Genomic DNA, 18,090 nt, shown 5'->3' with positions numbered 1-18,090 from the left:
GTCGAGCTGATCACCCCGATCGCCATGGAAGAGAAGCTCCGCTTCGCCATCCGCGAAGGCGGCCGCACGGTTGGTGCCGGCGTCGTGTCGAAGATCACCGAGTAATCAGCCCCCACGGCTGAAAGACGGAACGGCCCCCGGAGCAATCCGGGGGCCGTTTTCGTTGGGGGTGGATGAAGCGCTATCCGACCACACCCGATGGCCGCTACTTCGTGGTGCGCGGTCGTCTGTGGCGCACGACCAACCCTGCGCTGTCGCCCGAGGAGAAAGCCCCGCTGGTCAAGGCGCTCATGGCCGCCCGCCGCGAGGTGGGCCGAGCCCGAAAGGCGGGCGACCGCGAGGCGCTGGCGGGGGCCGGACAGGCGGTGGACGCGGCCAAGATCGCGCTGGGCGAGCGCGGTCCAGTCTGGTGGACAGACGGGGCGCCGGACCTCAATCGGCATATGGCGCGGACGACGCCCTATGCCGACTGGTACGCGAGCCTCGACCCCGGGGGGCCTAGGTGAAGCGCACCTGGACGCCCTGTTCGACCGCGTCGGCCAGCTGTTCGGCGTCCCAATTGGTCAGGCGCACACAGCCGCTGGAGGCGGTCTTGCCGATCTCCGCAGGCTCGGGCGTGCCGTGGATACCGTAGGTGTCCTTCGACAGATCGATCCAGACCGAGCCGACCGGGTTGTTCGGGCCCGGGGGCACGATCACCTTGCTGCCGCCTTCGCCATAGCTGACCCGCGACGGGTCGTAGGTGTAGTTGGGGCGGGGGGCGACGGCCCGCACCGTGTGGGTGCCGGACGGAGAGGGAGTGTCGCCGCTGCCGATGGTGGCCGGGTAGAAGGCGAGCAGCCGGCCCTCGGCATCAAAGGCACGCACCGCGCTTTCAGCCTTGCTGACGACGATGCGGGCGACCTTGCCGTCCAGCGCCGGCTGGCCGGTCGAGGCGACCACGATGGTCTGGCCCGCACGCCCGAAATCGACGCCCGGATTGAGCGCCTCGAGCAGGGCTTCGCTCATGTGAAACTTCTCGGCCAGGGCCTCGAGCGGACCGGTGTAGCCGACGGTCTCGAGCCCGGCCATGTCCGCAAGGTCCTCGGGCACGGTACCGATGAAGGGGCCGGCGACGTCGGCCTGGGTGATCGTGTAGTCGGTCAGCACCCGGGCGGTGTCGCCCGTGGTCAGGCGTTCGAACACGGCGGCGTCCAGCTCGCCGTCGACGTCCATGCCGTTGGCCTCCTCAAAGGCGGCGATGGCCTGACGGGTGTTCTCGCCCCCCAGCCCGTCGACGATGCCGGGCGAGAAACGGGTGCGGTCGAGCAGGATCTGGACCCGGACCATGGCCGGGTCGGGACGCGCCTCGTCCGGCAGCTCGCCGGAAACCGCGCCGCCGCGCGACGCGGTGTCGCCAGTATCGGCTTCCCCGGTGGAGGTCGCCTCGTCCTGTTCGGGAGCGGGCGGCGCGTAGGTCGCCGCTTCGATCGACTGGCGCAGGCGCGAGGATTCGTCGCGCGCGGGGCTGCCGGCCTCTGGCGGGGAGCGGTCGCGCGTATCGTCGCCGCACGCCGCCAGGGCGAGCAAGGGGAAGGCGGCAGCGAGGGCGAGCGGACGGCGACGGCGGATGATCATGAACGGGCTCCGGGAGAGGGACCTGTCCAACCCCTGCCGCGCGCGGCCGTTCCGCGCCTTTCAGCGAAGTGCGGCGCTAAGGCCGGTCACGGTCTGGGCGGCCCAGCAGGCATAGCCGGCGTCGTTGAGGTGCAGGTCGTCGGGGCCGACGCCGCCGTGGGGCAGGGCCCCCCAGCCCGACATGGGAATGAACCGCTGGGCCACGGCATAGCCTTCGCGCTCGCCCAGATAGGTGATGGTGCCCGACACGCCCGACAGCAGGGCGTTGCGCCCGCGGAAGCCGGCGTTTTCAGTCTGCTCCGGCAGGCGCTGGGGATCGATCAGCACGACGTCGACGCCCGCGGCATCGAGGATGTCGCGGCCCCGGTCGAAGTCGGCGACGACCTGGGCGAGGGTCAGGTCACGCAGCATGTCGTTGGTGCCCAGCTGCCAGAGGACGAGGTCCGGGTGGTGGGCGTCGATCTCGGTCTTGAGGCGGTTGACGGTGTCGGCGGTCGTCTCTCCGCCGATACCGCGATTGACCACGGTGACTGTCGCGGAGGGGAAGGCTTCGCGGAGGCCCGCCTCGACCAGCGGCACATAGGACAGCTCACGGGCGCTGGCGCCCACGCCCTCGATGCTGGACGAGCCGACCGCCAGAATGGTCAGCTCGCCCGACGCCAGCGCGGCCCGGCTGCGGTCGAGCGCGCCATTCTCGTGGAAAACCGCCCCCGCAACCGGACAGGCGGCCGGGACATCGAAGGCCCGGATGGACGTGGTCGTCATGCCGGTGGAACATGCCCCGAGCGCGAGGGGCACCAGCAGGGCGGCGACGGCAGCGGCCTGACGCATCAGTTCTCTTCGCCCGTGGCCGGATCGGTCTCGGTCTCGCCCGAGTTGCTGGAGCCCTTGGAGCCCCGCGGCTCGGTGGCCGGGCGCGGCGGCTCGCCGTCGTGATCGGGGCGCAGGTCCTCGTTTTCGGTGGAGCGGTTGTCGGGGCGGGGATCGGTCATGTCGGACTCCGTCGATGGGCAACAGTGCCCGGCAGGGCATGAACGCTCAAGGTCGCCACGCGGCTCCCGTCGAGCGAACATGGATAAGGCCCCGTTCACCATGGCTCTCAACTTCGATTCAAGGCTGCGAGTCTAGTCTCGCGTGTGAAGCGGTGCGTGCTGCGCGCGACCGAAGGGGATGATGGAGCGGCTATGGGCACGGGTCTGAAGGTCGAAATGCTGGCGGTCGAGCGACTGTCGGCGGATCACTGGCAGCTGTGGGACGCGATGCGTCAGGCCAACCCGGCGCTGTCCAGCCCGTATTTCCGGACCGAGTTCACCCGCATTGCGGCAGAGGTCACGCCCGGCGCCCGGGTGGCGGTGTTGCACCGGGGCGACGAGGTCGTCGGCTTCTTCCCGCACCAGACGCGCGGCGGGGCGATCCAGCCGCTGGCCGCGCCGATGAATGACTATCACGGCATCATCAGCCATCCGGACACGGCGCCGACCCTGGCGCATGTGGCCGAACTTCTGGATGGCAAGCGGCTGAACGTCAGCGGGTGGGTCGGGCCGTGCGGGGCCGGTGAAGCCCGCCAGGCGGTCATGGCCGTCCTGCCGGACGAGGGCTTTGAGCCCTGGTATGCCGAGCGGCGCACCGCCCAGGGCAAGTACTTCAAGGACAAGGAGCGCGCCCGGCGCAGCCTGGAGGCCGAGCTGGGGCCGGTCGAGGTGCAGCTGGGCCTGCGCGATCCCGAGCTTCTGGAGCGGATCATCGGGTTGAAGCGCGAGCAGTATCGCCGCAGCGGTCTGCACGATGTGTTCGCCTGTGGCTGGACCGGTCGGCTGTTGCAGGCGCTGATGCAGTCCGAGGGTGACTTCGGGGCCTCTATCGCCGTGCTGAAGGCCGGCGACCAGATCTGTGCGCTGGAATATTCCATGCACGCCGACAGCCACTATCACTTCTGGTTCCCGACCTATGTGCCGGGGCTGGCGCGCTGTTCGCCGGGGGTGCTGCTGAGTCTGGAGACCATGCGGCAGGGATCGGAACTCGGATACCGGGTGTTCGACTTCGGCTTCGGGGGTGAGCACTACAAGAAGTATTTCTGCAATGCGTCGCAGAGCCTGCGCGAGGCGGTGATCCAGAAGCCTGGCCTGACGGCGACGCTGGGCGGGGCCGCATTGGCTACGCTGGGCGGACTGGCCGGTGCCGGTCGGGCCGAGGCGCTGCGCACCAGCCTGCGTCGGCGCTGGGCGGCCATCGAGGCCTGCGAGGTCGATGGACTGGCGCGTGCGCGGGGTCTGGCGGTCGCGGCGCGGTCGGCCCTGCGCAAGACGCCCGACATCCTGACGGCTTCGGCCTGACCCCCGGCGGAGGACGCCATGCTGCAGAAGACCGCCCGCACCCGCTACACCGGCCCCATCGAAAAGGGCGAGGTGCATCCGCATGCCCTGGTCGATCAGGGCTTTGCTTCGGACGAGGCGCTGGCGGCCCTGCTGGACCGCTATCCCGCCGATCTGTTCGACATCAACCTCTATGACTATGACGACGACGGTCAGGCCCGTCTGCGGACCGGGGCGCGCGGGCGCCTGTCGGGCGCGGACCTGCTGGACGCCATCAAGCAGGGGCGCCTTTGGGTGAACCTGCGCTCGGTGGAGCGGGGCTGGCCCGAGCTGTGGCAGGCCGCCATGGCCGAGTTCGACACCGTCCAGGCCAGCTATCCGGGACTGAAGGCGATCCGCCGGGCAGGGCAGTTGATCCTGTCGTCGCCGAAGGCGCGCGTGCCCTATCACTTCGATGCGGCCGGCGTGATGCTGTTTCACATGCGCGGGCGCAAGCGGGTGTTCGTCTATCCGGGTGACGAGCTGCACCTGCCCGAGGTCGCCATGGAGCAGGTGGTCGCCCGACAGACGACCGAAGAGGTGCCCTATGCCCGCAGCTTCGAGAGCGATGCCCAGGTGGTGGATCTGGAGCCGGGACAGGCGCTGACCTGGCCCTTCTATGCGCCGCACCGGGTAGAGAACCTCGACCGCTTCTGTGTGTCCCTGTCAGTCGAGTTCCAGACCTGGCCCACGCGGCTGAGGAATGGTGCGCTCTATACCCATGCCGTGGCGCGGGCGAGGGGGCTGAGGCCGGTGTCGACCGATCGTGTGGGACTGCCGGGTCTGGCGGTGCGCTGGGCGGCGGCGCAGGTGCTGCGCAAGCTGAAGGTCATGCCCGACCGGATCGCCAGCTTCGAGCGGGAGTTCGAGCCCGCCGTGGGCGCGGTGGACGGTGCAGGGCGTATTAATTCGGAGTCATGACCTCGAGTTAAAATGACATCGGCCGTCCCGAGGGGGCATCCTTCCCGTCATTGGAACAGGGAGGACCTCTTATGAAAGCCGCATACATCCTGACCGCTGCCCTGCTGTCGACGACCGCGCTGGCCGGGACGGCCCAGGCCCAGGACGTGAGGATCGAGAACGCCGTGGCCCGCGTCATCGTGCTGGTCGAGGACCGCTCCGACGTGGCGGTCGAGATCGATCAGGGCCGTGCCGATTTGCCGACGCCTACCGTCCGTCGCCGGGGCGACCGGATCGAGATCGAGGGCAATCTTCCGCGCCGGGCCATCCGCAGCTGCCGCTCGGGCCGGGCCGGGGGCTCCCAGCCGGGCGAGGGTGCCTCGGTCGATGTACGGGGCAAGGGCCGCATCAATCTGGAAGACGCCCCGCTGATCGTGATCCATGCGCCGCGTGACGTGGATCTGGGCGTATCGGGCGCGGTCTATGGAACGGTTGGCCGGGGCGCACGCAGTGTCGACTTCGGCAATGCCGGCTGCGGCGACTGGATGGTCGCCAATGTCGATGGGCAGGTGGACCTGTCGCTCGTGGGCTCGGGCGACTCGATCATCGGCACCTCCGGCGCCCTGAACATCAGCATCGGCGGGTCGGGCGATGTCCGGGCCGGAGCCACCCGTGACCTCGACATTTCCATCGGGGGATCGGGCGATGTGGAGATCGCCGGCGTGAATGGTCCGGTCGATCTGTCGGTGGCCGGCGCCGGTGACCTGCTGATCCGGGGTGGCAATGCCCCGACCATGGACATTTCGATCGCCGGCGCCGGGGACGTGGAGTTCCGGGGTACCGTGGGCGATCTGGATGTCTCGATCGTCGGCGCGGGCGACGTGGATATCGACCGGGTCACCGGCCGGGTCAGCCGTTCGGTGCTGGGGGCAGGAGATATCTCCATCCGCCACTGACATCCGTCGGATTCTGCCCTTGACGCAGGCGGAATCGAACGGCATAAGCCCGCACTCTTGTTGGACCGGCTGTGCACTTCGCGTGAGTATGAAGTGCAGACGCGGTCCGCAGGAACGACCTGAGACCCTGTTCTTTGCAGCGATCCAGGACTTAAACGGCCTTCGCGGGTAACTGCGTGGGCCGCTCGTTTTTGCGGACGTGCGTACTCTGAGGGCTTCGGCCTGAAGACTCCGGTCTTTGAAATGGTTCACAGGGACGCAGGTTCGCCTGCTTGGGAAATACGACCGATATGGATCAAAGCATCCGCATCAGGCTCAAGGCCTTCGATCATCGCGTCCTCGACTTTTCGACGCGCGAAATCGTCAATACTGCGAAACGCACCGGGGCGACCGTCCGTGGTCCGATCCCGCTGCCGACCCTGATCGAAAAGTTCACCGTGAACCGTTCGCCGCACGTCGACAAGAAGTCGCGCGAGCAGTTTGAAATCCGCACGCACAAGCGTGTTCTCGATATCGTCGACCCCACCCCGCAGACCGTGGACGCGCTGATGAAGCTCGACCTGTCCGCTGGTGTGGACGTCGAGATCAAGATTTAAGAAGAAGAGGCGGGATCCGATGCGCCAGGACGCGCAAAGAACGGGCGTGATCGCCAAGAAGCTGGGAATGACGCGTATCTTCGCTGAAGATGGCGCGCACGTTCCTGTGACCGTGCTGCAGCTGGACGGCTGCCAGGTCGTGGGCCAACGCACCAAGGACCGGGACGGCTATGTCGCCCTGCAACTGGGTGCCGGTGCCCGCAAGGCCAAGCGGACCAACAAGGCCCAGCGGACCGTGTTCGCCAAGGCCGAGGTCGAGCCGAAGCGGATCGTCACCGAGTTCCGCGTGTCGGAAGACGCGCTGCTGGACGTCGGTGCCGAGCTGACGGCGGACCACTTCATCGCCGGCCAGACCGTGGACATCCAGGGCCAGACCATCGGTAAGGGGTTCGCGGGCGCCATGAAGCGCTGGAACTTCGGCGGTCTGCGTGCCACCCACGGTGTGTCGGTCTCGCACCGTTCGCACGGTTCGACGGGTAACCGTCAGGATCCGGGCAAGACCTTCGCCGGCAAGAAGATGGCGGGTCACCTGGGTCAGGAAACCGTCACCCTGCAGAACCTGACTGTGTTCCGCGTCGATGCCGACCGCGGCCTGATCCTGATCAAGGGCGCTGTCCCGGGTCACGACGGCAGCTACGTCAAGGTTCGCGACTCCATCAAGAAGGCCCGTCCGGCCGATGCTCCGTTCCCCGGTGCCGTGAAGTCGGCCAAGGCCGCCGCCGAGGCGCCTGCCGAAACCCCGGCCGAGGACGCGCCCGTCGCCGAGACCCAAGAAGGCGGTGAAGCGTAATGAAGCTCTCGGTCATCAAACTCGACGGCAAGGCCTCGGGCGACGTGGAGCTGTCGGATGCCGTGTTCGGCATCACCGACATCCGCGGCGACCTGCTGGCCCGCTATGTGAACTGGCAGCTGGCCAAGCGCCGTGCCGGTACCCACAAGGTCCAGACGCGCAACGAAAACTCGCGCACCGGCAAGAAGATGTACAAGCAGAAGGGCACCGGCGGCGCCCGTCACGGCTCGCGGCGTGCGCCGCAGTTCGTGGGCGGCTCGCGCGCTTTCGGCCCGGTCGTTCGCGACCACGGCTTCTCGCTGCCGAAGAAGGTCCGCGCCCTGGCCCTGCGCCACGCCCTGTCGTCCAAGGTCGTCTCGGGCGACCTGATCGTGGTCGACAGCGTCTCGGTCAAGGAGCCCAAGACCGCCAAGCTGCGTGAGCAGTTCGGCAAGCTGGGCTGGACCAAGGCCCTGATCATCGCTGGTCCGGAAGTCGACACCGGCTTCGGTCTGGCGGCGCGCAACATCCCGCACATCGACGTGCTGCCGAACGCCGGCCTGAACGTCTTTGACATCCTGCGGGCCGACAAGCTGGTGCTGACCAAGGCGGCCGTCGAGGCCATCGAGGCGCGCTTCTCTGAGAAGGAGGCCGCGTAATGGCCGGCGCTCAACCCACCGCCAAACACTACGACACCATCCTGTCGCCGATCATCACCGAAAAGGCGACGATCCTGTCCGAGCAGAACAAGGTCGTCTTCCGCGTGGCCGGCACGGCCTCGAAGGACGAGATCGCCGCGGCGGTCGAAAGCCTGTTCAAGGTCAGCGTCGTCAAGGTCAACACCCTGGTCCAAAAGGGCAAGACCAAGCGCTTCCGCGGCATTCAGGGCCGTCGGGTCGACATCAAGAAAGCGATCGTGACGCTGGCCGAGGGCCAGTCGATCGACGTCACCACGGGGCTCTGAACCAATGGCTCTGAAGACATATAATCCGACGTCGCCGGGCCGCCGCGCCCTGGTGCTGATCGACCGTTCGGAGCTCCACAAGGGGCGTCCGGAGAAGTCGCTGACCCAAGGTCTGACCAAGTCCGGCGGTCGCGGTGCCGGTGGTCGCGTGGCCGTCCGCTTCCGCGGTGGCGGCGCCAAGACCCTGTACCGCAAGATCGACTTCAAGCGTCGCAAGTTCCAGTCGGCGACCGTCGAGCGCCTGGAGTACGATCCGAACCGGACCGCCTTCATCGCCCTCATCACCTATGAGGATGGCGAAAAGGCCTACATCATCGCGCCGCAACGCCTGAAGGCGGGCGACACGGTGGTCGCCGGTGAAAAGACCGACGTGAAGCCGGGCAACGCCATGCCGCTGCGCTCGATGCCGGTGGGTACGATCATCCACAACATCGAGATGAAGCCGGGCAAGGGCGCCCAGCTGGCCCGTTCGGCCGGCGCCTACGCCCAGCTGGTCGGCCGCGACGCCGGCTACGCCCAGATTCGTCTGGGTTCGGGCGAACTGCGCATGGTGCTGGACGGCTGCATGGCCACGGTGGGCGCGGTGTCGAACCCCGACCACATGAACCAGAACCTGGGCAAGGCCGGTCGCAAGCGCCACATGGGCTTCCGTCCGCACGTCCGCGGTGTCGCCATGAACCCGATCGACCACCCGCACGGTGGTGGTGAAGGCCGGACCTCGGGCGGCCGCACGCCGGTCACGCCCTGGGGCAAGGACACCAAGGGCACCCGTACCCGCAAGAACAAGGCCACGGACAAGTACATTATCCGTAGCCGCCACGTGAAGAAGGCTCGCTAAAGATGGCCCGCTCCTCCTGGAAAGGCCCGTTTGTCGACGGGTATCTGCTGAAGAAGGCCGAGGCCGCGCAAGCGTCGGGCCGCAAGGACGTGATCAAGACCTGGTCGCGCCGCTCCACCATCCTGCCTCAGTTCGTCGGTCTGACGTTCGGCGTGCACAACGGCATGAAGCACGTGCCGGTGTCGGTCTCCGAAGAGATGGTCGGCATGAAGTTTGGCGAGTTCTCGCCGACGCGGTCCTTCCCGGGTCACGCGGCGGACAAGAAGGCCAAGAGGAAGTAACCGATGGCCCAGACCAAGAACCCCCGTCGCGTGTCGACGACCGAAGCCCGCGCCAAGCTGGTCAACGTCCGGATCAGCCCCCAGAAGCTGAACCTGGTGGCCCAGTCGATCCGTGGCCTGCCGGTCCAGAAGGCGCTGAACGAGCTGGAATTCAGCCGCAAGCGCATCGCGACCGACGTCCGCAAGGTGCTGTATTCGGCCGTCTCGAACGCTGAAAACAACCACAACCTGGACATCGACAACCTGATCGTTGCCGAGGCCTTTGTGGGCAAGAACCTGGTGATGAAGCGTTTCGCGAGCCGCGCTCGTGGTCGCTCGTCGCGTATCCTGAAACCGTTCAGCGAGATCACCATCGTGGTCCGTGAAGCCGGCGAGGCCGCCTGATGGGTCAGAAAATCAATCCGATCGGGCTGCGGCTCGGCGTCAACCGCACCTGGGACAGCCGCTGGTTCGCCGGCGGTCGCGAATACGCCAAGCTGCTGCACCAGGACCTGAAGCTGCGCGAGTGGCTGCGTGAGCGCCTGTCGGGCGCCGGTGTGTCGCGCATCATCATCGAGCGTCCGCACAAGAAGTGCCGCGTGACGATCTATGCCGCTCGTCCGGGTGTCGTGATCGGCAAGAAGGGCGCCGACATCGAGAAGCTGCGCAAGGACATCGCCGCGATGACCGAAGGTGAGGTTCACCTGAACATCGTCGAGGTCCGCAAGCCGGAAGTCGATGCCCAGCTGATCGCCGAGAACATCGCCCAGCAGCTGGAGCGCCGCGTGGCCTTCCGTCGGGCCATGAAGCGCGCCATGCAATCGGCCATGCGTCTGGGTGCCAAGGGCGTCCGGATCAATGTGGCGGGTCGTCTGGGCGGTGCGGAAATCGCCCGTATGGAATGGTACCGCGAAGGTCGTGTGCCGCTGCACACCCTGCGCGCGGACATCGACTATGGCGTCTACGAAGCCAAGACCACCTACGGCATCATCGGTGTGAAGGTTTGGGTGTTCAAGGGCGAGGTGCTGGAGCACGACCCGATGGCCCAGGACAAGCGCTGGGCCCAGGAAGCGTCGGGCCCGTCGTCGAATGAAGGCCGCGAGCGTGGCCCCCGCGGTGATCGCGGTCCGCGCCGTGACCGGGGACGTGAGAACTAAGTCATGCTGCAACCGAAGAAGACCAAATACCGCAAGGCCTTCAAGGGCCGCATCCATGGCTCGGCCAAGGGTGGTTTCTCGCTGAACTTCGGCTCGTATGGCCTGAAGACGCTGGAGCCGGAACGGATCACTGCGCGTCAGATCGAGGCGGCCCGCCGCGCGATCACCCGCCAGATGAAGCGTCAGGGCCGCGTCTGGATCCGCGTCTTCCCGGACGTGCCGGTCTCGGGCAAGCCGGCCGAAGTGCGGATGGGCAAGGGCAAGGGCGCCGTGGACCACTGGGCCGCGCGCTGCCACCCGGGCCGTATCCTGTTTGAAATCGACGGCGTGCCGGATGACATCGCCCGCGAGGCGCTGCGTCTCGGCGCTGCCAAGCTGCCGGTCCGCACCAAGGTGGTCACCCGCCTGGATGCCGGCATCGGTCACACGGAGCAAGCGGCATGACCAAGATCGCCGACCTGCGGGCGCTGACGCCCGACCAGCTGTCCGAGGAGCTGCTCAAGCTCAAGAAGGAACAGTTCAACCTGCGCTTCCAGGCGGCCACCGGCCAGATGGAAAAGACCCACCGCGTGGGTGAAGTGCGCAAGGACATCGCCCGCATCTCGACGCTTCTGCGCCAGAAGCAGGCTGCGGCTTAAAGGAACGAAGATGCCGAAACGAATTCTCGAAGGCGTGGTCGTCTCCGACAAGGGCGACAAGACGATCGTCGTCAAGGTCGAACGCACCCTGCTGCACCCGGTGCTGAAGAAGACCGTGCGCCTGTCCAAGAAGTATCACGCCCACGACGAAGCGAACGCCCTGAAGGTCGGTGACCTGGCCCGCATCGTCGAGTGCGCCCCGAAGTCCAAGCTGAAGCGCTGGGAAGTCGTCTCCGACTCCCCCGCCTCGGCTTCGTAAGAAGAAGGATCGGATCCCATGATCCAGATGCAAACTAACCTGGAGGTGGCCGACAATTCGGGCGCTCGCCGGGTCATGTGCATCAAGGTGCTGGGCGGCGCGAAGCGTCGCTACGCCTCGGTCGGTGACACCATCGTCGCCTCGGTCAAGGAAGCGATTCCGCGCGGCCGGGTGAAGAAGGGTGACGTCGTGCGCGCCATCGTCGTCCGCACGGCCAAGGACATCCAGCGCCGTGACGGCTCGGTCATCCGCTTCGACAAGTCGGCGGCCGTGATCGTCAACAAGCAGAACGAGCCGGTCGGCACCCGTATCTTCGGCCCGGTTCCGCGCGAGCTGCGCGCCAAGAACCACATGAAGATCATCTCGCTGGCTCCGGAGGTCCTGTAGACATGGCCGCCAAGATCAAATTGGGCGACACCGTCGTCGTCCTGACCGGCAAGGACAAGGGCCGCACCGGCAAGGTGCTCAAGGTTCTGCCGACTGAAAACCGCGTCGTCGTGCAAGGCGTCAACATGGTCCAGCGCCACACGCGCCCGACCCAGGCTGACCCGCAAGGCGGCATCAAGAACAAGGAAGCCTCGCTTCACCTGTCGAACGTCGCGATCGCCGACGCCAACGGCAAGGCGACCCGCGTGGGCTTCAAGGTTGAAGGCGACAAGAAGGTTCGCTTCGCCAAGACGACGGGAGACGTCATCTGATGGCCGACACCAAGTATACGCCTCGCCTCAAGAGCGAGTACCAGGAGCGCATCAAGGCGGTGATGTCCGAGAAGTTCGGCTACACCAACCCGATGCAGATGCCCAAGCTGGACAAGATCGTCCTGAACATGGGTATCGGTGAAGCCGTGGCCGACTCCAAGAAGGCGAACGCCGCCCTCAAGGACCTGACCGCGATCGCCGGCCAGAAGGCCGTGCCGACCAAGGCCCGCAACTCCATCGCCGGCTTCAAGCTGCGCGAAGGCATGGTCATCGGCGGCAAGGTCACCCTGCGCGGCGACCGGATGTACGAGTTCCTGGACCGCCTGATCACGATCGCCCTGCCGCGCGTGAAGGACTTCCGCGGCCTGAAGGGCACGTCGTTCGACGGCCGTGGCAACTATGCGATGGGTCTGAAGGAACACATCGTGTTCCCGGAGATCAACTACGACCAGATCGACCAGATGTGGGGCATGGACATCGTCGTCTGCACCACGGCCAAGACGGATGAGGAAGCCAAGGCTCTCCTCACCGAATTCAAGTTCCCGTTCGTGAACTGATCGGGAAAGGAAGAGCAAAATGGCTAAGAAGAGCGCCGTAAACCGGAACGAGCACGTCAAGCGGCTTGTTGCGAAGTATGCCGCAAAGCGGGCCGCCCTCAAGGCGACCGCCAACGATGAATCGCTGCCGCTGGAAGAGCGCTTTGAAGCGCGCCTCAAGCTGGCCGCGCTGCCGCGCAACTCCGCGCCCAGCCGCATCCGCAACCGCTGCGAGGTGACGGGCCGACCGCGCGCCTATTATCGCAAGCTGAAGATGAGCCGTATTGCCCTGCGCGAACTGGGCAACAAGGGTCAGATCCCCGGCCTGACCAAGTCGAGCTGGTAAGGGGAAGAACGCCATGATGATCAACGATCCCCTGAGCGACATGATCGCTCGCATCAAGAACGCCGCGACCCGCAAGCGTTCCAAGGTGCTCACCCCGGCCTCGCGTCTGCGCCAGCGCGTCCTGGACGTGCTGAAGGACGAGGGCTACATCCGCGGCTATTCGCTGGTTCAGAACCCCGGCGAGTTCCCGCAGTTCGAGATTGAACTGAAGTACTTCGACGGCCAGCCGGTCATCGCCGAGATCAGCCGCGTGTCCAAGCCGGGCCGCCGCGTCTATTCGGCGATCAGCGACCTGAAGCCGATCAAGAACGGCCTCGGTATCTCGATCCTTTCGACTTCGAAGGGCGTGATGTCCGACTCGGCCGCCCGCGACGCCAATGTTGGCGGCGAAGTCCTCTGCAGGGTCTACTAAGATGTCCCGTATCGGTAAGAAAACCATCGCCATCCCGAAGGGTGTGACCGTCTCGATCGACGGTCAGACCGTGTCGGTGAAGGGTCCCAAGGGCGAGCGCTCCTGGACCGTGGCCGAAGAGGTCGAGATCACCCAGGGTGACGACGGCCTGAACCTGGCCCCGCGGGCGGACACGCAACGTGCCCGCGCTATGTGGGGCCTGTCGCGCACGCTGGTCGACAACATGGTCGTCGGCGTCACCGAAGGCTTCGAGCGCACGCTGGAACTGGTGGGCGTCGGCTATCGTGCCGCGCTGAAGGGCCAGTCGCTGTCGCTGCAGCTGGGCTTCTCGCACGAGATCGACATCGCTCCGCCGGCCGGCATCACCTTTGCCGTGCCCAAGCAGACCGAGGTCAAGATCTCGGGCAATGACAAGCAGGCCGTCGGTCAGATCGCCGCCGTCATCCGCAAGCTGCGTCCGCCGGAACCCTACAAGGGCAAGGGCGTGCGCTATGCGGGCGAGACCGTCCGGCGCAAGGAAGGCAAGAAGAAGTAAGTCATGGCCACTACGCTCAAACAGAATGCCAAGCGTCGCGCCGAGCGCACGCGCCGCCGCCTGAAGGCGGTCGCCAACGGTCGTATGCGTCTGTCGGTCCACCGGTCGGACAAGAACATCTCGGCCCAGATCATCGACGACGCCAACGGCGTCACCTTGGCGGCTGCCTCTTCGCTGGAAGGCGAAAAGGGCAAGAAGCAGAAGGGCTCGGACACCGCGGCCGCGGCGCGCATCGGCAAGCTGCTCGCCGAACGTGCCATCGAGAAGGGCGTCAAGGACGTCGTCTTCGATCGCGGCGGCTACATCTATCACGGTCGGGTGAAGGCGCTGGCGGAAGCCGCGCGTGAAGCCGGCCTGAACTTCTAAGGAACGGGACGTATGGCGCAACAACCCCAACGCGGCGGCGGTGGCAATCGTCGCGACAACCGCAACGCCCCCCAGGCCGAGGGTCCCGAGTCGGACATCATCGAGAAGCTGGTTCACATCAACCGCGTCGCGGCCACTGTGAAGGGCGGCCGCCGGTTCTCGTTCGCGGCCCTGATGGTCGTCGGCGACGGCAAGGGCCGCGTCGGTTTCGGTCACGGCAAGGCGCGCGAAGTGCCGGAAGCCATCCGCAAGGCGACCGAGGAAGCCAAGAAGACGATGATCCGGGTCCCGCTCCGCGAGAACCGCACCCTGCACCACGACGGCAACGGCCGTTGGGGCGCCGGCAAGATCATGGTCCGCGCGGCGCCTCCCGGCACCGGCGTGATCGCGGGCGGTCCGATGCGGGCCGTTCTGGAAACCCTGGGCGTGCAGGACGTGGTCGGCAAGTCGACCGGTTCGTCCAACCCCTACAACATGATCCGTGCCACCTTCGAGGCGCTCAAGGTCCAGTCTTCGCCGCGTCAGATCGCGTCGAAGCGCGGCAAGAAGGTTGCGGATCTGATGGGACGTCGCAATGACGGTGCCTCGGCGCCGGAAGCCGTCGAGAGCTGATCATGGCCAAGAAAGAAAACGCAACCGTCACCATCCGCCAGACCGGCAGCCCGATCCGTCGCAAGTCGGACCAGCGCGCCACCCTGATGGGTCTGGGCCTGAACCGCATGGGCCGCGAGTCGACCCTTGAGGACACCCCGGCCGTCCGTGGCATGATCGCCAAGGTCCGCCACATGGTGGAAGTGGTCGAAAAGTAAGTAAATTCGCTACGCTGAGTGGCGAGTGGTGAGTGGCGTGTGACGAGTAGGCAAGGGGTCGGTGCATCCGATTTTGCTTGACTCGGCACTCATCACTCGTCACTCGCCACTTTCTTTTTCCAACGCCGAGTCTGGCCTGGCCAGGCGCTAGCACCCGAAAGGATCAGGCACATGAAACTGAACGAAATCCGTGACAACGAAGGCGCTCACAAGAAGCGCATGCGCGTCGGCCGGGGCCCCGGTTCGGGCAAGGGCAAGACCTCGGGCCGCGGCGTCAAGGGTCAGAAGTCGCGGACGGGCGTCAGCCTGCTGGGCTTCGAAGGCGGCCAGATGCCGCTGTACATGCGCATGCCCAAGCGCGGCTTCAACAACCCCGGCGCGCTGAAGCTGGCCGAGGTGAACCTGTGGCGCCTGCAGGACGCCGTGGATGCCAAGAAGCTGGACATCAAGAAGGAAATCACCGGTGAGGCCCTGGTCGCCGCCGGCGTGCTGCGTCGCGTCAAGGACGGCGTGCGGGTGCTGGGCACCGGCGAGCTGAAGGCCAAGCTGAACCTGGTCGTCTGGTCGGCCTCGACCGGCGCGGTCAAGGCCATCGAGGCCGCAGGCGGCACCGTGGTGCAACAGCGCATCGCAGCCGAGGAAAAGGCCAAGGCCCGCGTCGAGAAGCGCAACGCCGCCAAGGGCAAGGCCCCGGCAGCGAAGGCTCCGAAGGGCGATGCCAACAAGGTTTCCGCCCGGGCCCGTCGCCAGGCCGCAGACAAGGCCGGAAAATAAACCCGCCGGGGCGGTCTCGCTAAGAGGCCGCCCTTCGCCTATCTGGGAACGGGCACCCGGTCGTGCGCGACCGGTCTTGGACTAAACGTCGGGGTAAACCGTTATGGCTTCGGCCGCCGAACAACTTGCTGCCAATATGAATGTGGGCTCGTTCGCGAAAGCGACCGAGCTGCACAAGCGTCTGCTCTTCACCCTGGGCGCGCTGATCGTCTATCGCATCGGCACCTTCGTGCCGATCCCGGGGATCAACTCGGAAGCCTTCCTGCAGTTCTTCCAGAACCCGGATGGCCAGCGCGGCATCCTGGACATGTTCAACATGTTCTCGGGCGGCGCGGTCGAGCGGATGGCGGTCTTCGCCCTGAACGTGATGCCCTACATCTCGGCGTCGATCATCGTGCAGCTGATGGGCGCAGTGTATCCGCCGTGGGAGAAGCTGAAGAAGGAAGGCGGCGAGAGCGGCCGCAAGCAGCTGAACCAGTACACCCGCTATCTGACCGTGGTGCTGGCCCTGATGCAGTCGTTCGGTATCGCCATCGGCCTGAACGCCCAGGCCAATCTGGTCGATGCGCCCGGCATCTTCTTCATCGTTTCGACGGTCGTGACCCTGACCGGCGGCACCATGTTCCTGATGTGGCTGGGTGAGCAGGTGACGGCGCGCGGCGTCGGCAACGGCATCTCGCTGATCATCTTCGCCGGTATCGTGGCGGTGCTGCCGTCCAGCATCGCGCGTCTGCTGGGTCTGGCCGAGCAGGGCCAGATATCGGCCTTCCTGCTGCTGTTCCTCGGCGTCATGGCGATCGCCACCGTGGTCTTCATCGTCTTCATGGAGCGCGCCCAGCGCCGCCTGCTGATCCAGTATCCGAAGCGTCAGGAAGGCAACCGGATGGCGGGGGGCGAGCGCTCGTTCCTGCCGCTGAAGGTCAATGCCGCGGGCGTCATCCCGCCGATCTTCGCCTCGTCGCTGCTGATGCTGCCGACGACGGTCGCGACCATGACGGCCAATGCGGACCTGCCCTCGTGGATGAGCTGGCTGCCGTATGTCACGGCCCAGATGTCGCACGGCCAGCCCGCCTTCATGGTGCTGTACGGCGCACTGATCATCTTCTTCTGCTTCTTCTACACCTCGATCACCTTCAATCCCGAGGACACGGCCGAGAACCTGCGCAAGTACGGCGGCTTCCTGCCGGGCATCCGTCCGGGCAAGCGCACGGCCGAGTATCTGGACTATGTGCTGACCCGCCTGACGGTGATCGGCGCGGCCTACATCACCGCCGTCTGTCTGTTGCCGGAGTTCCTGGCCAGCTCGATGGGCGGCCTGCTGTTCGGCGGCACCTCGATCCTGATCGTGGTCTCGGTGACGATGGATACCGTGGCGCAGATCCAGTCGCACCTGCTGGCGCACCAGTATGAGGGGCTGATCAAGAAGGCCAAGCTGCGTGGACGTGGCGGCGGTGGCCGGGGCGGCATGCCGGCGCCCGCGCGCCGCTAGGCCTCGGGGGAGGACGTCATGAACCTGATCCTGTTCGGGCCGCCTGCGGCCGGCAAGGGCACCCAGGCCAAGCGACTGGTCGAGACGCGGGGCATGGTCCAGCTGTCGACCGGCGACATGCTGCGCGCCGCCATCGCGTCGGGCTCGGAACTGGGCCAGACGGTCAAGGGCATCATGGAGCGCGGCGAGCTGGTCACCGACGAGATCGTCATCGCCCTGATCGAGGCCCGCCTCGACGAGGCCGAGGCGGCCGGCGGCGCCATCTTCGACGGCTTCCCGCGCACGGTCGCCCAGGCCGAAGCGCTGGACACCATGCTGGCCGGCCGGGGATCGACCATCGACCGCGTGGTGCGCCTGAAGGTGAATGATGAGGCCCTCAAGGCCCGCATCGCCCAGCGCTATGCCGAACAGGGCCGTCCTGACGACAATCCCGACAGCTTCAAGGTGCGGCTGGAGGCCTATAACCGCCAGACGGCGCCGCTGCTGCCCTACTATGAGGGACAGGGCAAGCTGGTCGAGGTGGACGGGATGGCCTCGATCGACACCGTGGCGGCCGCCCTCGACGCCGCCATCGACGCCTGATCAGCAGGCGACGGATCGCGCCCTTGCGCGTTAGGCTGGTCGCATGGGCCGGTTCTCTGGACATCTGACGAAGCGCCAACGGCGGGCCACCCGGTGGAGTGGCGCGCTGATCGTCGTGCTGCTGATGCACGGGCTGGTGCTGTTCGCCGCCAGCCGTTCGACGCCCGTGCCCGCCAGCTATCCGCCACCCCTCATCGATGTGGTGCTGTTCACCCCGCCCCCGGAACCGCCTCCGCCC

At 66.5% G+C, this 18,090-nt stretch carries 32 protein-coding genes; 29 read left to right on the top strand and 3 right to left on the bottom strand.

Translation table 11 applies throughout. The features are described 5' to 3' along the window. Nucleotides 1-105 (top strand): hypothetical protein (locus J7346_RS14370; protein WP_209120257.1); only part of this gene is annotated, 105 nt, incomplete at its 5' end. Nucleotides 106-173: 68 nt separating this feature from the next. After that, entirely contained in the window at nt 174-506 is a 333-nt protein-coding gene (locus J7346_RS14365) for a hypothetical protein (protein WP_209120659.1), read from the top strand. Here J7346_RS14365 and J7346_RS14360 read toward each other — a convergent pair. Genes J7346_RS14360 through J7346_RS14350 form a run of 3 tightly spaced genes read right to left on the bottom strand, consistent with a single transcriptional unit; the run spans nt 499 to nt 2,609 of the window. Beyond that, on the bottom strand, nt 499-1,617 hold the full coding sequence (locus tag J7346_RS14360; RefSeq protein WP_209120658.1) for a L,D-transpeptidase: 1,119 nt from the start codon (nt 1,615-1,617) through the stop codon (nt 499-501). The genes J7346_RS14365 and J7346_RS14360 overlap by 8 nt on opposite strands. 60 nt (nt 1,618-1,677) lie before the next feature. After that, nucleotides 1,678-2,448 (bottom strand): GDSL-type esterase/lipase family protein, encoded by a 771-nt coding sequence (locus J7346_RS14355; protein WP_209120657.1) that lies wholly within the window; start codon nt 2,446-2,448, stop codon nt 1,678-1,680. Then, a complete protein-coding gene (locus J7346_RS14350; protein ID WP_209120656.1) occupies nt 2,448-2,609 on the bottom strand; it encodes a hypothetical protein in 162 nt (53 codons plus the stop codon). Before J7346_RS14350 ends, J7346_RS14355 begins: the two co-directional genes overlap by 1 nt. A gap of 192 nt (nt 2,610-2,801) precedes the next feature. Between J7346_RS14350 and J7346_RS14345 the strand changes: the two genes are divergently transcribed. From J7346_RS14345 to J7346_RS14215, 27 genes are all read left to right on the top strand, one after another. Beyond that, entirely contained in the window at nt 2,802-3,950 is a 1,149-nt protein-coding gene (locus J7346_RS14345) for a GNAT family N-acetyltransferase (RefSeq protein ID WP_209120655.1), read from the top strand. Between the two features lie 18 nt (nt 3,951-3,968). Next, nucleotides 3,969-4,889 (top strand): cupin-like domain-containing protein, encoded by a 921-nt coding sequence (locus J7346_RS14340; protein ID WP_209120654.1) that lies wholly within the window; start codon nt 3,969-3,971, stop codon nt 4,887-4,889. 71 nt (nt 4,890-4,960) lie between these two features. Next, nucleotides 4,961-5,824 (top strand): DUF2807 domain-containing protein, encoded by an 864-nt coding sequence (locus J7346_RS14335; RefSeq protein WP_209120653.1) that lies wholly within the window; start codon nt 4,961-4,963, stop codon nt 5,822-5,824. A gap of 290 nt (nt 5,825-6,114) precedes the next feature. Beyond that, nucleotides 6,115-6,420: a 30S ribosomal protein S10 gene (gene rpsJ, locus J7346_RS14330; RefSeq protein WP_003164367.1), complete on the top strand. Its 306-nt coding sequence runs from the start codon at nt 6,115-6,117 to the stop codon at nt 6,418-6,420. Between the two features lie 19 nt (nt 6,421-6,439). After that, nucleotides 6,440-7,210, top strand: a complete 771-nt coding sequence (gene rplC, locus J7346_RS14325) for a 50S ribosomal protein L3 (RefSeq protein ID WP_209120652.1) — start codon at nt 6,440-6,442, stop codon at nt 7,208-7,210. Continuing rightward, nucleotides 7,210-7,848, top strand: coding sequence for a 50S ribosomal protein L4 (gene rplD, locus J7346_RS14320; protein ID WP_209120651.1), 639 nt, complete (start codon nt 7,210-7,212; stop codon nt 7,846-7,848). Before rplC ends, rplD begins: the two co-directional genes overlap by 1 nt. Then, complete coding sequence (locus tag J7346_RS14315; protein ID WP_209120650.1) at nt 7,848-8,153, top strand: 50S ribosomal protein L23; 306 nt, start codon at nt 7,848-7,850, stop codon at nt 8,151-8,153. Before rplD ends, J7346_RS14315 begins: the two co-directional genes overlap by 1 nt. Before the next feature lie 4 nt (nt 8,154-8,157). Then, nucleotides 8,158-8,991: a 50S ribosomal protein L2 gene (gene rplB / locus J7346_RS14310; RefSeq protein WP_209120649.1), complete on the top strand. Its 834-nt coding sequence runs from the start codon at nt 8,158-8,160 to the stop codon at nt 8,989-8,991. A 2-nt stretch (nt 8,992-8,993) separates the two neighbouring features. Next, nucleotides 8,994-9,272 carry a 30S ribosomal protein S19 gene (gene rpsS, locus J7346_RS14305; RefSeq protein WP_209120648.1) on the top strand — a complete coding sequence of 93 codons (279 nt, stop codon included), beginning with the start codon at nt 8,994-8,996 and terminating at the stop codon, nt 9,270-9,272. A 3-nt stretch (nt 9,273-9,275) separates the two neighbouring features. Beyond that, nucleotides 9,276-9,656, top strand: coding sequence for a 50S ribosomal protein L22 (rplV, locus tag J7346_RS14300; protein WP_123285854.1), 381 nt, complete (start codon nt 9,276-9,278; stop codon nt 9,654-9,656). Continuing rightward, nucleotides 9,656-10,408, top strand: coding sequence for a 30S ribosomal protein S3 (rpsC, locus tag J7346_RS14295; protein WP_209120647.1), 753 nt, complete (start codon nt 9,656-9,658; stop codon nt 10,406-10,408). The genes rplV and rpsC overlap by 1 nt, the downstream gene beginning before the upstream one ends. Nucleotides 10,409-10,411: 3 nt before the next feature. After that, on the top strand, nt 10,412-10,852 hold the full coding sequence (gene rplP, locus J7346_RS14290; RefSeq protein ID WP_209120646.1) for a 50S ribosomal protein L16: 441 nt from the start codon (nt 10,412-10,414) through the stop codon (nt 10,850-10,852). Then, a complete protein-coding gene (rpmC, locus tag J7346_RS14285; protein ID WP_209120645.1) occupies nt 10,849-11,046 on the top strand; it encodes a 50S ribosomal protein L29 in 198 nt (65 codons plus the stop codon). The genes rplP and rpmC overlap by 4 nt, the downstream gene beginning before the upstream one ends. Nucleotides 11,047-11,056: 10 nt before the next feature. Beyond that, the gene (gene rpsQ, locus J7346_RS14280) at nt 11,057-11,305 is read left to right on the top strand and encodes a 30S ribosomal protein S17 (protein ID WP_209120644.1); all 249 of its coding nucleotides are present in this window, start codon (nt 11,057-11,059) and stop codon (nt 11,303-11,305) included. 18 nt (nt 11,306-11,323) lie between these two features. Continuing rightward, nucleotides 11,324-11,692 (top strand): 50S ribosomal protein L14, encoded by a 369-nt coding sequence (rplN, locus tag J7346_RS14275; protein WP_209120643.1) that lies wholly within the window; start codon nt 11,324-11,326, stop codon nt 11,690-11,692. Nucleotides 11,693-11,694: 2 nt separating this feature from the next. After that, nucleotides 11,695-12,003, top strand: coding sequence for a 50S ribosomal protein L24 (gene rplX / locus J7346_RS14270; RefSeq protein ID WP_209120642.1), 309 nt, complete (start codon nt 11,695-11,697; stop codon nt 12,001-12,003). Continuing rightward, nucleotides 12,003-12,560: a 50S ribosomal protein L5 gene (gene rplE / locus J7346_RS14265; protein ID WP_209120641.1), complete on the top strand. Its 558-nt coding sequence runs from the start codon at nt 12,003-12,005 to the stop codon at nt 12,558-12,560. The genes rplX and rplE overlap by 1 nt, the downstream gene beginning before the upstream one ends. 19 nt (nt 12,561-12,579) lie before the next feature. Then, nucleotides 12,580-12,885 carry a 30S ribosomal protein S14 gene (gene rpsN / locus J7346_RS14260; RefSeq protein WP_209120640.1) on the top strand — a complete coding sequence of 102 codons (306 nt, stop codon included), beginning with the start codon at nt 12,580-12,582 and terminating at the stop codon, nt 12,883-12,885. 13 nt (nt 12,886-12,898) lie between these two features. Then, complete coding sequence (gene rpsH, locus J7346_RS14255; protein WP_209120639.1) at nt 12,899-13,297, top strand: 30S ribosomal protein S8; 399 nt, start codon at nt 12,899-12,901, stop codon at nt 13,295-13,297. Nucleotide 13,298: 1 nt separating this feature from the next. Beyond that, the gene (rplF, locus tag J7346_RS14250; protein WP_209120638.1) at nt 13,299-13,832 is read left to right on the top strand and encodes a 50S ribosomal protein L6; all 534 of its coding nucleotides are present in this window, start codon (nt 13,299-13,301) and stop codon (nt 13,830-13,832) included. 3 nt (nt 13,833-13,835) lie between these two features. Further along, nucleotides 13,836-14,198 (top strand): 50S ribosomal protein L18, encoded by a 363-nt coding sequence (gene rplR, locus J7346_RS14245; protein WP_209120637.1) that lies wholly within the window; start codon nt 13,836-13,838, stop codon nt 14,196-14,198. A 12-nt stretch (nt 14,199-14,210) separates the two neighbouring features. Then, entirely contained in the window at nt 14,211-14,810 is a 600-nt protein-coding gene (gene rpsE, locus J7346_RS14240; RefSeq protein ID WP_209120636.1) for a 30S ribosomal protein S5, read from the top strand. Nucleotides 14,811-14,812: 2 nt separating this feature from the next. After that, entirely contained in the window at nt 14,813-15,007 is a 195-nt protein-coding gene (rpmD, locus tag J7346_RS14235; RefSeq protein ID WP_209120635.1) for a 50S ribosomal protein L30, read from the top strand. Between the two features lie 171 nt (nt 15,008-15,178). Beyond that, nucleotides 15,179-15,781, top strand: a complete 603-nt coding sequence (gene rplO, locus J7346_RS14230; RefSeq protein WP_209120634.1) for a 50S ribosomal protein L15 — start codon at nt 15,179-15,181, stop codon at nt 15,779-15,781. A gap of 103 nt (nt 15,782-15,884) precedes the next feature. Continuing rightward, nucleotides 15,885-17,270: a preprotein translocase subunit SecY gene (secY, locus tag J7346_RS14225; RefSeq protein WP_209120633.1), complete on the top strand. Its 1,386-nt coding sequence runs from the start codon at nt 15,885-15,887 to the stop codon at nt 17,268-17,270. 18 nt (nt 17,271-17,288) lie between these two features. Next, on the top strand, nt 17,289-17,852 hold the full coding sequence (locus tag J7346_RS14220; RefSeq protein WP_209120632.1) for an adenylate kinase: 564 nt from the start codon (nt 17,289-17,291) through the stop codon (nt 17,850-17,852). Between the two features lie 43 nt (nt 17,853-17,895). Then, a partial coding sequence (locus J7346_RS14215) for a hypothetical protein (RefSeq protein ID WP_209120631.1) occupies nt 17,896-18,090 on the top strand: 195 nt, incomplete at its 3' end.

Origin of the sequence: Brevundimonas sp. A19_0, from assembly GCF_017744255.1 — a bacterium.
Classification (GTDB): domain Bacteria; phylum Pseudomonadota; class Alphaproteobacteria; order Caulobacterales; family Caulobacteraceae; genus Brevundimonas.
The sequence above is the reverse complement of the archived record's forward strand: the minus strand, read 5'-3'. Positions and strand labels throughout refer to the sequence as shown.